Source organism: Dactylosporangium sp. NBC_01737, assembly GCF_035963215.1.
Classification (GTDB): Bacteria; Actinomycetota; Actinomycetes; order Mycobacteriales; family Micromonosporaceae; genus Dactylosporangium.
Genome location: NZ_CP109153.1, coordinates 576674 through 588301 on the forward strand (window position 1 = coordinate 576674; position 11628 = coordinate 588301).

An 11628-nucleotide genomic window follows, 5' to 3' on the forward strand; every position below is an offset into this window, starting at 1 on the left:
AGCGCCAACAGGGAGCAATCACCATGACGACCACGCCGGCCCGGCTTCGGTCAGCCTCGGGCGCGGGGCCCCGCGCAGCGATCAGCGAGAAAACGTTGCGGACGGACAGGTGGTGGCTGCAGCCACTGCTGGTGTTCCTCGGTCTCGGGGCCTTCGTGGTCTACGGCCTGGTCCGCGCCATCATGAACAAGTACTACTGGGCCGACGCCGAGCACTATCTGGCGCCGTTCTACTCCCCATGTCTGACGAAGAGCTGCGTCGAGGGGTCGAGCCACTTCCTCGGCCAGCCGATCCCGCAGCTGCCGTCCTGGCTGTCACCGGCGATGATCATCCTGGTGCTGCCCGGCGGGTTCCGTCTGACCTGCTACTACTACCGCAAGGCGTACTACCGCTCGTTCTGGCTGTCGCCGCCGGCGTGCGCGGTCCCGGACGGTCACAAGACCTACTCCGGTGAGACCCGCTTCCCGCTGATCTTCCAGAACATCCACCGGTACTTCTTCTACGCCGCGATCCTGGTCGGCTCGGTCCTGACGTATGACGCGGTCCTCGCCTGGCACGGCAAGGACGGCGGCATCGGCATGGGGCTCGGCACGCTGATCCTCGCCGTCAACGCGGTGCTGATCTGGGCGTACACGCTGGGCTGCCACTCCTGCCGCAACATCGTCGGCGGGCGGCTCAAGCACTTCTCGAAGCACCCGGTGCGCTACCGCGCGTGGGGGCTGGTGTCGAAGCTCAACGCCAAGCACCAGCAGTACGCGTGGGCATCACTCTTCTCGGTGATCATCGCTGACGCCTATGTCATGGCGGTCTCGGCCGAATGGATCACCGACTTCCGGTTCTTCAACTAGGGACACATCCGATGACGAACATCGAGCGACACACCTACGACGTCGTGGTCATCGGCGCCGGCGGCGCCGGGCTGCGCGCCGCGATCGAGGCTCGGCTCGCCGGCAAGAAGACCGCCATCATCTCCAAGTCCCTGTTCGGCAAGGCGCACACCGTCATGGCCGAGGGCGGCGCCGCCGCGGCGATGGGCAACGTCAACTCGAAGGACAACTGGCAGGTCCACTTCCGCGACACGATGCGCGGCGGGAAGTTCCTCAACAACTTCCGGATGGCGGAGCTGCACGCCAAGGAGGCCCCGGACCGCATCTGGGAGCTGGAGACCTACGGCGCGCTGTTCGACCGCACCAAGGACGGCAAGATCAGCCAGCGCAACTTCGGCGGGCACGAGTACCCGCGGCTCGCGCACGTCGGCGACCGCACCGGCCTGGAGCTGATCCGCACGCTGCAGCAGAAGATCGTGTCGCTGCAGCAGGAGGACTTCGCCACGCACGGCGACTACGAGGCGCGGATCCGGGTCTTCCAGGAGTGCACGATCACGGAGCTGTTCGTCGAGGACGGCGCGGTGTCCGGCGCGTTCGGCTACTACCGCGAGTCGGGCGACTTCGTGCTCTTCGAGAGCGCCGCGATCGTGCTCGCGACGGGTGGCGTCGGCAAGTCCTACAAGGTGACCTCCAACTCCTGGGAGTACACCGGCGACGGCCACGCCCTCGCCCTGCGCACCGGCGCGACGCTGATCAACATGGAGTTCCTGCAGTTCCACCCCACGGGCATGGTCTGGCCGCCGTCGGTCAAGGGCATCCTGGTCACCGAGTCGGTCCGCGGTGACGGCGGCGTGCTGCGCAACACCGAGGGCAAGCGGTTCATGTTCGACTATGTCCCCGACGTCTTCCGCAAGCAGTACGCGGAGACCGAGGAGGAGGCCGACCGCTGGTACTCCGACCCGGACAACAACCGGCGCCCCCCGGAGCTGCTGCCCCGCGACGAGGTCGCCCGCGCGATCAACAGCGAGGTCAAGGCGGGCCGGGGCACGAAGGCGGGCGGCGTGCTGCTCGACATCGCCAGCCGGCTGCCGGCCGAGCAGATCCGCAAGCGGCTGCCGTCGATGTACCACCAGTTCAAGGAGCTGGCGGACGTCGACATCACCGCCGCTCCGATGGAGGTCGGGCCGACCTGCCACTACGTGATGGGTGGCATCGAGGTCGACGCCGACACGACCGCCGCCGCGGTCGCCGGGCTGTTCGCGGCCGGTGAGGTCTCCGGCGGCATGCACGGCTCCAACCGGCTCGGCGGCAACTCGCTGTCGGACCTGCTGGTGTTCGGCAAGCGGGCCGGCGAGCACGCGGCCGCGCACGCCGAGCGGATCGGCCGGCGCAAGCCGACCGCCGCGGCCGTCGACGCGGCCGTCGAGACGGCCCTCGCGCCGCTGGCCCGTGCGGACGCCGGGGAGAACCCGTACACCCTGCACCACGAGCTGCAGGAGATCATGGGCGTCCTGGTCGGCATCATCCGGCGCGACGGCGAGCTGCGGGAGTCGATCACGCGGCTGGCCGAGCTCAAGGAGCGGATCAAGAAGGTCGGCGTGGGCGGCGGGCGCAAGTACAACCCGGGCTGGCACCTCGCACTGGACCTGCGCAACATGCTCGTCGTGTCCGAGTGCACCGCGAAGGCGGCACTGGAGCGCACCGAGTCGCGCGGCGGGCACACCCGCGAGGACTTCCCGAAGATGGACCCGAAGTGGCGCAAGGTCAACCTGGTCTGCTCGCTGGACGGTGAGGACGTCCGCCTGGAGCACAAGCCGCTGCCGGTCATGCGTCCGGAGCTGCAGGGCCTGTTCGACCAGAGCGAGCTCGCCAAGTACATGACCGACGAGGAGCTGTGATGGGCACCAAACGCCACTTCCGCGTCTGGCGCGGCGACGACACCGGTGGCTCGCTGGAGGACTTCCAGGTGGAGGTCAACGAGGGCGAGGTCGTGCTCGACGTCATCCACCGGCTGCAGGCCACGCAGACCCCGGACCTGGCCGTGCGGTGGAACTGCAAGGCCGGCAAGTGCGGCTCCTGCTCGATGGAGATCAACGGCAAGCCGCGGCTGGGCTGCATGACCCGGATGTCGACGTTCGAGGAGACGGAGACCGTGACGGTCACGCCGCTGCGGACGTTCCCGGTGATCCGTGACCTGGTCACCAACGTCAACTTCAACTACCAGAAGGCCCGCGAGCTGCCCGCGTTCGCACCGCCGCCCGGCGTGGCACCCGGTGAGTACCGGATGCAGCAGGTCGACGTGGAGCGCTCGCAGGAGTTCCGCAAGTGCATCGAGTGCTTCCTGTGCCAGAACGTGTGCCACGTGATCCGTGACCACGACGAGAACAAGGCCGCGTTCTCCGGTCCCCGGTTCTTCATCCGGGCCGCCGAGCTGGACATGCACCCCCTCGACGCCCGCGACGACCGCAAGGAGCTCGCGCAGGCGGAGCAGGGTCTGGGCTACTGCAACATCACCAAGTGCTGCACCGAGGTCTGCCCCGAACACATCAAAATCACAGACAATGCGATCATCCCGATGAAGGAACGTGTTGTCGATCGGAGGTACGACCCGGTGACCTGGCTCGGACGCAAGATCTTCCGTCGTGACCAGCTGGACGAGCCGGTTCCGGCGCACGCCACGGCCACGGCAAAGGGTGACCTGGCGGTCGCGGACACCAGCAGCAACTGGCACCAGGAGGGCCCCGTGCCGCAGGAGGCGCCCGTCGGCACCGACGGCAAGCTCGTGGTGGCCGAGCTCACCCTGGACCGGGCGGCGGCAGGCTCGCCGTTCGGCGACGACCAGGTGTTCCCGCTGCCGCCGGAGCAGCTGCGTTACCAGCACCCGTCGGACCCGCACGGCGACGGCCACTAGGACCGGCCTCGGCCGGCAACGGCCACCAGGACCACCCAGAACCAGGAAAGCACCAGAAGGCGCCCCGGCTACGGCAGGGGCGCCTTCTGCATGGCCCTGGCGTAGCGGTCGGTGACCCGCGCCTGCACCAGCTTCGCGACCGGGTTGCCCAGGCGCACCCACCAGGTCGCCGGACGGCTGAACGCCCTGATGTCGAACCACACCTCGCCGCCCGGCTCGACGGTCAGCAGGAACGACTCCTCGCCCGTCTCCACGTGCCCGGGCAGCGTGCCGAAGCCGAACCCGTACCGCTCCGGCTCGTCGACGACCCACACGATCAGGCACGGCACCCACAGCCGCAGCGGCCCGACGCCGATCCCGGTCGAGAACCGCCCGCCGAGCGTGACCGTGTCGGCGTCGCTGCGCAGCCGCAGTCCCGCGCCGCGCTGCGGGTGCCAGCGGGCCAGGGCGGCCGCTGCGGCCGCGAACGCCTCGTGCCCTTGCCCGACCCTCACCCTGCGCGTCACGTGCAGGTAGCCGGGCGGCAGGGGGCCTTCGCGGGTCGCCCCGACCTCGGGGTAGGTGACCGTCACGCCGTCGAAGGTAGCAACGGCATGAGCGCCACCACGATCGGCGCGTCGGCCGGCAGCCAGGGGACGGTGTCGAGCTCGTCACCGGCGAGCCATCTGATGTCGCTGTGTTCCAGGGGTACGGGCATCGCCCCGTTCACCAGTCGCGCAAGGTAGACCTTGAGAATCGCGGCGCCGTCGAGCATCGTGATGTCGTCACCGACACGGACACCCACCTCGACGTCGACGCCGAGCTCCTCCTGGCACTCACGGATCAGCGCCTGCTCCTCGGTCTCCCCTGGGTCCACCTTCCCCCCAGGAAACTCCCATCTACCGGCCATTTCGGGCGGCAACGCGCGCTCACAGGCCAGCACGCGACCATCCGAGATGATCGCGGCGCCGACGATGATCCTTGGCATCAACCGTTCGGTCTGCACGGGCAACCAGGGTGCCAGATCGAAATGAAGTTCCGGTGGCGGGCTCTGCCCTGTTGTTCACCAGACGAGGGAAATGTGGCCGTGGACAGATCCACCAGTCGCACAGGAGACTTGCAGTCACCGTTGATGACGGGCAGGCTTCGAAACGGCCACAAGCCGGCAACGATGCCGCGGGAGGGTAGGTCGTTATGCGGGCCCGGCGGAGCGAACAGCACCGTGATTATCTCAGCGATGCGCTGGCCTTATTGCAAGGCTGGACGCACGACGGCGAAGAAATTCGCCGGACGCTGCATCTGGACGATTCCCAGCATGCGGCACTCACCGAGCGTATGAAGATCGTCGCCGACGCGCTCCAGGTGCGTCCGGACGTGCGCCGCCTCGACGGCCGCACCCAGATCCGCCTGAGAGTGCCCGGCATGTCGGACCTGTCCCCTGGCGAGGTCACCTTGGCCGCCCGGATCGAGGACCTCTACCGCACCATCATCGCCGGCGCCGCTTAGCCCCCACCCGCGAGCGGCGCACAGTCCGCGCTTACGGCTCATTGGTTTTCAGAACCGCACAAATCACCCAAATCGGCACGGCGTCACCCTCCCGCACCAAGACCGCACTCGATCAAAGGACGATCGCTGCCCGGGACGTGGTGCTCCCCGGTCCAGCGATCGACCTGGACGGGCCGCTGCGCGCCTAGACGTTGAAGCGGAACTCGACGACGTCGCCGTCCTGCATGACGTAGTCCTTGCCCTCGATGCGGACCTTGCCCGCGGCCTTCGCGGCGTTCTGCGAGCCGGCGGCCATCAGGTCGTCGAAGCTGACCACCTCGGCCTTGATGAAGCCGCGCTGGAAGTCCGAGTGGATGACGCCCGCGGCCTCCGGGGCGGTCGCGCCGGTCGGGATCGTCCAGGCCCTGGTCTCCTTCGGGCCGGCGGTGAGGTAGGTCTGCAGGCCCAGGGTGCGGAACCCGACCCGGATCAGCTGGTGCAGGCCCGGCTCCGGCTGCCCGATCGAGGCCAGGAGCTCCAGGGCCTCCTCCTCGTCCAGGTCGGTGAGCTCGGACTCGATCTTCGCGTCGAGGAAGATCGCCTCGGCGGGGGCGACCAGGGCGCGCAGCTCGTCCAGGAACGCCGGGTCGGCGAGGCCGGCCTCGTCGACGTTGAAGACGTACAGGAAGGGCTTCGCGGTGAGCAGGTGCAGCTCCTGCAGCTCCGCGACGTCGATGCCGGCCTTGGCGGCGCCGGCGTAGAGGGTGGTGCCGCCGTTGAGCAGCTCGGCGGCGGCCTTCGCGGCGGCCGCGGCACCGGCGCGGTCCTTGCGGACCTTCGCCTCCTTCTCCAGGCGGGGCAGGGCCTTCTCGATCGTCTGGAGGTCGGCGAGCAGCAGCTCGGTGTTGATGGTCTCGATGTCGTCGGCCGGGGAGATCTTGCCGTCGACGTGGACCACGTTGGGGTCGGCGAAGGCGCGCACGACCTGGCAGATCGCGGAGGCGTCGCGGATGTTGGCGAGGAACGCGTTGCCGCGGCCCTGGCCCTTGGACGCGCCGCGCACCAGGCCCGCGATGTCGACGAAGGACACCGGCGCCGGGAGGATCTTCTGCGAGCCGTGCAGCTCGGCGAGCTTGCCGAGGCGCTGGTCGGGGAGGCCGACGACGCCGACGTTGGGCTCGATCGTCGCGAACGGGTAGTTCGCGGCGAGCGCGTCGCCCTTGGTGAGCGCGTTGAACAGGGTGCTCTTGCCGACGTTGGGCAGGCCGACGATCCCGATGCTGAGTGCCACGCGTAAAAGCTACAGGTCAACCTCGACCCAGACCGCACCGTGGTCGGACGCGGCGTGCCGGGCGCTGGTGATCTCGGGGTACGCGTCCCACAGCTTCGGCCGTCTGACGTTGGACGGTGTGCCCCACAGGCCGCGCCGGAAGACCCCGCCGTCGGTGACCCGCCCGGCCAGCTCGGGTGAGAGCAGGATGTAGTCGAGGCGGTTGCCGATCGTGCACGACTGGAAGCTGCCGGGGCGCTCGCGGTCGTGGTCGAGCGGGTCGAACAGGCCGGAGAACGCGTCCAGGGAGTAGGCGTCGACCAGCGGCGAGTCCGGGCCGAGCAGCGGCCGCAGGGAGGGGTGGTCGGGGCGCTTGTTGAAGTCGCCGACGACCGCGACGAACTCGGCGCCGGCGGCGCGCAGCCGGTCGTAGACGGCGCGGACCTCGGTGGCCTGGCGGGTCCGCAGCGGGTCCGGGTCGCCGCTGGTGAAGGACTGGCTCTTCAGGTGGTTCAGCACCATGTACAGCTCTGCGCCGCCGGGCAGGAGCAGCCGGTACACGGGGCAGTCGCGGCTGAACAGGCGCTTGCCGTCGATCAGCGGGTCGGGCACGTCGACGTGGCTGCGGACCCAGTCGATCTCGATACCGGCGACGCAGAAGAGGCCCACGTCGATGCCGCGGGGGTCGTTGCCGTCCACGAGCATGGCATGGTCGTACCGGCGGCCGAGCAGTTCGTCGTTGAACTTGACCAATGACGGGCGGCTCTCGGCCTCCACGACGCAGAGCACGTCGGCGCCGACGTCGGCGACGACCCGGGCGGTCATGCGGGTGGACAGCTCGTCGACGGGGTCGACGATGAGGTCGACCCAGCCGTTCCAGGACGCCCGCCCGGTGGCGACGATGCGGGGCTCGGCGTCGGCGGGCACGGCCAGGAAGTCGCCCTTGTTCTCCCGGAGCACCGCGAACGCGTCGCCGAACAGGTCGGGGTTGGCCCGCCGGCCGGCGGGGGTCCGGACGAACACCCGCAGGGTCTCCAGCGCCGCCAGCATCGTGGCCTTGTCCTCATCGGAGTAGACCGGGTGGGCCGCGATCCGGTTGAACTCCTCGTACGCGGACAGCGCCGGCTGTCCCTTCGCCGGGTCGACCGGGTCGAGGGCCCGGGCCCGGGCGAACAGGTTCTCCACGTTGTATGTCGCCAGCCGCATGACTACGGACCGTAGCAACGACCTTGCAGGCCCGCAGTCGGCTAACCGCCAGTGGGCAACCCGCGACGCCTTCTTCGTCGTCGTCCTGGATATGGAGGCCGAGTTCCGTGCGTTCGTCGCCGCGCAAGGCGACCAGCTGCGCCGGACCGCGTATCTGCTGTGCCGCGACTGGCACGCCGCCGACGACCTCGTGTCGATCACGCTGACGAAGCTGTTCCGGCACTGGCGGCGGGTGAGCGCGGCGGACAACCCGGCCGCCTACGCCCGCGGGGTGCTGACCAACGCCTGGCTCGACGAGCGGCGGCGGCCGTGGCACCGCGAGGACCCGTTCGACGTGCTGCCGGACGGGGTCCACGTCGACACGTCCGGGGTCGAGGACCGGCAGGACCTCATCGACCTGCTGCAGCGCCTGCCGGCGGGGCGACGCGCGGTCGTGGTGCTGCGGTACTACTGCGACCTGTCCGTGGAGCAGACCGCGGAACTGCTCGGCATCACCACCGTGCCGGTGGTGATGCCGAGCAGTTCCGCGGTCTGCTCCGGCATCACCACCGGCACGGTGAAGAGCCAGGCCGCCAAGGGCCTGACGGCACTGCGCGCGGTGAAGGAGGAGGCATGAGCGGTCCGGAGCGCGGCGGAGGTGACGGCGTGAGCATGCGGGCGCGGTTCGACGCGGCGATCGACGCCGAGACCGGCCCGCCGTCAGGGCTCGACGTCGACCGGATCGTGCGTGGCGGACAGGCCAGGCGCCGGCTGGTCACGGCGGGCGCGGGGCTGGCCGTCGCGGCGGCGCTGACCGTGGTCGCGATCCTGGTGGGCACGGCACCGCCGAACCGGGCCGGCATCCCCGACCCGCCGGCCAGCCGGAAGCCACCGCTCGGCACGGCGACGGCGGCACCGAGCGTCGTGGAGATGTCGCCGATGCCGGGCTACGGCACCACCGCGACCCCCGGCGTCCCGGCCGAGACGTGGAACGCCGTGCAGATCGCCAGGCTCAGCGCCGCGTTCGAGCAGCACCTGCGGTCGGTCGCGCCGAAGGGCAGCACGTACCTCGACACGCCGGTCAACGGCACGGTCACCGGCCCCTTCCAGTTCAACGTGTCGCCCGGGCCGGACAGCCGGTACTCCGGCTACTTCTCCGTCGGGCCGGACCTGCAGGACGCCCAGGGCGTCAGCAGCATCGTCATCAGCGTGGGAAAGCCGGTCGGCACCGTCGACGTGAACGGCCTGCCGTTGCGGGCCGGCTCCGGCATCGGCCAGTTCCAGGAGTGTCCCGGCGAGGCCGTCGACAAGGCCGAGTGCGAGACCCGGACCGGGCCTCACGGGGAGAAGATCGTCGCCATGCCGCGCTTCCAGGTCGACGGTGCCAAGAAGATCGCCCGGATCGACGTCACCACGGCCGACGGCACGGGCATGACCATCGAGGTGCGCAACTTCAGCGTCTTCCGCTCGGGCAGCCGTGCCGAGCTGCCGATCACGGTCGAGCAGATGATCCAGATCGCGGTGGACCCGGACTTCGTCATCAGCACAACGTGACGCCCGCGCGGGCGGTCAGGGCCGCGAACGCCCGCGCGGCCCGGCCGAAGCCCGCGGGGCCGGTCCTGGCCGGGTCGGTGGGGTCGGCGAGGTGCGGTTCGAGCGACGCGTACCCGGTCCAGCCGTCCTCGCGCAGCGCCGTCACCGTCTGGAGCAGCTCGCCGTCGCCCTCCCCGGCCGGCACGACCGCACCGTCGGCGAACCTGGCGTCCTTGACCTGGAGGTACTCCAGGTGCGGCCGCAGCATCGCGTAGCCGTCGCTGAACGGGCGGACGCCGACCTGGACGAAGTTGGCGTTGTCCCAGGCGACCCGCAGCGCCGGCGAGCCGACGGACTCGATCAGGTCCAGCACGCGGGCGGGCACGTCGCCGTAGATGTCCTTCTCGTTCTCGTGGACCAGCACCACCTGCTCGCGTTCGGCGAGATCGGCGAACGCCCGCAGGCGCCGCAACACCGTGTCGCGGGTCGCCGCCACGTCCACGCCCGGCGGCCGGTAGAAGGAGAAGATCCGCACGTAGCGGCTGTTCAGCCGCTGCGCGAGCGTGACGACCGCGCGCAGCCGGGCCAGCTCGGCGTCCGCGTCGCCGTAGACGTCGGTCTTGCCGATCGGGGACGCGACCGCCGACACCGCCATGCCACGGTCGGTGAGCACCGTGGCCAGGCGAGTGGTCAGGTCCGCGTCGAAGTCGGCCACGTTGACGCCCCAGGCGCTGCGGACCTCGACGTGCGAGGCGCCGAGCGCCCGCAGCACCGCCAGCTGCACCCGTGGATCATCGTCGATCTCGTCGCCGAACCCGGACAGTACCCACTCAACCATGGCGAACAGTATTCACCGGCTAGAGTTTCCGGTTGTGGAGAAGGACGCCGTCGCCAGGGCGGCCGTGCCGGGCACCGTCCGCGGCATGGTCGCGCAGCTGGCCACCCTCGGCCTGCCGACCGGCGCGACCGTCATCGTCCACGCGTCGCTGTCGCGGCTCGGCTGGGTCGCCGGTGGCGCGCAGGCGGTCGTGACCGCGCTGCTGGAGGCGGTCGGCCCGGCCGGCACGCTGGTCATGCCGACGCACTCGCGGCAGCTCACCGAGCCGTCCGACTGGGGCAACCCGGCGGTGCCGCAGTCGTGGTGGGACGTCATCCGTGCCGAGACACCGGCCTTCGACCCACGGACCACGCCGACCTATTTCATGGGTGCCGTCGTCGAGTGTTTCCGCGATTTTCCAGGTGTACGGCGCAGCCTGCACCCGACGGTGTCGTTCGCCGCGTGCGGGCCGGACGCCGAGCGCATCATCGCGGGTCACACCCTCGACGACGGGCTCGGCGAGGGTTCACCGCTGGCGCGGCTCTACGAGGCGGACGCCTGGGTGCTGCTGCTGGGCGTCGGGCACGACAACAACACGTCGCTGCACCTGGCGGAGTACCGCGCCGACGGGCCGAAGACGCAGCTGCGGCAGGGCTCGCCGATGCTGGTCGACGGCGTGCGGCGCTGGGTCGAATACGTGGAGCTGGCCGACGACACGTCGCTGTTCGAGCCGCTCGGCAAGGACTTCGCGGCGATCACGGGGCTGGAGCGGGTCGGGCCGGTCGGGTCGGGCACGGCGCGGCTGATGCGCCAGCGCGCGCTGGTCGACTTCGGCGCGGCCTGGCTGTCCCGCCGCCACCAGCACTGATGCCGCTCGCACCGACGCCCGGCCCATGACAGGCGCGGGCCCGGCGGCCCTCGGTGAGGGCGGCCGGGCCCGGTCCGTGCGGTGCGGCGCGGGTCAGGCCTGCGCGAGCGGGTTGGTGGTCGGGTCGTCGTAGCGGACCGTCTCGAACGTGCCGTCGCCGTCGGTGTCGGTGACGGTCACGTCGCTGTCGCCGTCCGCGTCCGTGTCCTGGGAGACGGAGTCCGCGACGCCGTCGAAGTTCGCGTCCCGCACGTCGGTGTCGATGATGCCGTCGCCGTCGGTGTCGGCGACCACGCGGTCGATGATGCCGTCGCCGTTGGCGTCCAGGGCGGCGACGTCGGTGACGCCGTCGCCGTCGGTGTCGGTGAGCACGGCGTCGAACGTGCCGTCGCCGTCCAGGTCGACCATCCTGGTCTCGAGGGTGCCGTCGTTGTCGGTGTCCAGCGCGATCTCCTCGAGCTGGCCGTCGTTGTCCTTGTCGTACCCGGCGGCCTCGGCGTCACCGTCGTGGTCGACGTCGACGGCGTAGATCGTCGAGCCGTCCTGGCCCTGCAGCGTGATGATCTCGGACTCGCCGTAGCCGGCGTCGGCGCCCTGGTCGGCGTAGTCGGCTTCGCTGGTGCCGGCGGTCGCGTCGGTGTCGTACTCACTCATGGTGCTATCTCCATCTCGGCTGGGGGCCGTTTGTTTCTCGCTGGCATGACCAACTTAGACAACCCCCCGATCGGCTGAATCCCGCAAACGTGCCAGTGG

The 11628-nt window shown here is 70.2% G+C and carries 13 protein-coding genes; 7 read left to right on the forward strand and 6 right to left on the reverse strand.

Annotated features, from left to right (window positions below; genetic code table 11):
- Nucleotides 1-23: 23 nt before the first annotated feature.
- Genes OHA72_RS02620 through OHA72_RS02630 form a run of 3 tightly spaced genes read left to right on the forward strand, consistent with a single transcriptional unit; the run spans nucleotide 24 to nucleotide 3738 of the window.
- Nucleotides 24-848, forward strand: coding sequence for a succinate dehydrogenase subunit SdhC (locus OHA72_RS02620; RefSeq protein WP_327006263.1), 825 nt, complete (start codon nucleotides 24-26; stop codon nucleotides 846-848).
- Between the two features lie 11 nt (nucleotides 849-859).
- Entirely contained in the window at nucleotides 860-2725 is a 1866-nt protein-coding gene (locus OHA72_RS02625) for a fumarate reductase/succinate dehydrogenase flavoprotein subunit (protein WP_327006264.1), read from the forward strand.
- The gene (locus tag OHA72_RS02630) at nucleotides 2725-3738 is read left to right on the forward strand and encodes a succinate dehydrogenase/fumarate reductase iron-sulfur subunit (protein ID WP_327006265.1); all 1014 of its coding nucleotides are present in this window, start codon (nucleotides 2725-2727) and stop codon (nucleotides 3736-3738) included. Before OHA72_RS02625 ends, OHA72_RS02630 begins: the two co-directional genes overlap by 1 nt.
- A 68-nt stretch (nucleotides 3739-3806) precedes the next feature.
- On the opposite strand, the gene OHA72_RS02635 is transcribed toward OHA72_RS02630, so the two are convergent.
- Nucleotides 3807-4310: a DUF1990 domain-containing protein gene (locus tag OHA72_RS02635; RefSeq protein WP_327006266.1), complete on the reverse strand. Its 504-nt coding sequence runs from the start codon at nucleotides 4308-4310 to the stop codon at nucleotides 3807-3809.
- On the reverse strand, nucleotides 4307-4705 hold the full coding sequence (locus tag OHA72_RS02640) for a (deoxy)nucleoside triphosphate pyrophosphohydrolase (protein WP_327011427.1): 399 nt from the start codon (nucleotides 4703-4705) through the stop codon (nucleotides 4307-4309). Before OHA72_RS02640 ends, OHA72_RS02635 begins: the two co-directional genes overlap by 4 nt.
- 206 nt (nucleotides 4706-4911) lie before the next feature.
- On the opposite strand from OHA72_RS02640, the gene OHA72_RS02645 reads away from it, so the two are divergent.
- Nucleotides 4912-5223: a 4a-hydroxytetrahydrobiopterin dehydratase gene (locus tag OHA72_RS02645; RefSeq protein WP_327006267.1), complete on the forward strand. Its 312-nt coding sequence runs from the start codon at nucleotides 4912-4914 to the stop codon at nucleotides 5221-5223.
- Nucleotides 5224-5407: 184 nt separating this feature from the next.
- Here the strand turns inward: OHA72_RS02645 and ychF are convergent, their stop codons facing one another.
- Together ychF and OHA72_RS02655 are read right to left on the reverse strand one after the other, a co-directional pair.
- Nucleotides 5408-6493: a redox-regulated ATPase YchF gene (gene ychF, locus OHA72_RS02650; RefSeq protein ID WP_327006268.1), complete on the reverse strand. Its 1086-nt coding sequence runs from the start codon at nucleotides 6491-6493 to the stop codon at nucleotides 5408-5410.
- A gap of 9 nt (nucleotides 6494-6502) precedes the next feature.
- Nucleotides 6503-7678 (reverse strand): endonuclease/exonuclease/phosphatase family protein, encoded by a 1176-nt coding sequence (locus OHA72_RS02655; protein ID WP_327006269.1) that lies wholly within the window; start codon nucleotides 7676-7678, stop codon nucleotides 6503-6505.
- Here OHA72_RS02655 and OHA72_RS02660 point away from each other — a divergent pair.
- Nucleotides 7677-8294 carry a SigE family RNA polymerase sigma factor gene (locus OHA72_RS02660; RefSeq protein ID WP_327006270.1) on the forward strand — a complete coding sequence of 206 codons (618 nt, stop codon included), beginning with the start codon at nucleotides 7677-7679 and terminating at the stop codon, nucleotides 8292-8294. The two genes, OHA72_RS02655 and OHA72_RS02660, sit on opposite strands and share 2 nt — an antisense overlap.
- Nucleotides 8291-9211: a hypothetical protein gene (locus OHA72_RS02665; protein ID WP_327006271.1), complete on the forward strand. Its 921-nt coding sequence runs from the start codon at nucleotides 8291-8293 to the stop codon at nucleotides 9209-9211. Before OHA72_RS02660 ends, OHA72_RS02665 begins: the two co-directional genes overlap by 4 nt.
- Here the strand turns inward: OHA72_RS02665 and OHA72_RS02670 are convergent.
- A complete protein-coding gene (locus OHA72_RS02670) occupies nucleotides 9198-10028 on the reverse strand; it encodes a sugar phosphate isomerase/epimerase family protein (protein ID WP_327006272.1) in 831 nt (276 codons plus the stop codon). The genes OHA72_RS02665 and OHA72_RS02670 overlap by 14 nt on opposite strands.
- Nucleotides 10029-10062: 34 nt before the next feature.
- Between OHA72_RS02670 and OHA72_RS02675 the strand changes: the two genes are divergently transcribed.
- Entirely contained in the window at nucleotides 10063-10875 is an 813-nt protein-coding gene (locus OHA72_RS02675; RefSeq protein ID WP_327006273.1) for an AAC(3) family N-acetyltransferase, read from the forward strand.
- A 93-nt stretch (nucleotides 10876-10968) separates the two neighbouring features.
- On the opposite strand, the gene OHA72_RS02680 is transcribed toward OHA72_RS02675, so the two are convergent.
- The gene (locus OHA72_RS02680; RefSeq protein WP_327006274.1) at nucleotides 10969-11529 is read right to left on the reverse strand and encodes a hypothetical protein; all 561 of its coding nucleotides are present in this window, start codon (nucleotides 11527-11529) and stop codon (nucleotides 10969-10971) included.
- Between the last annotated feature and the right edge of the window lie 99 nt (nucleotides 11530-11628).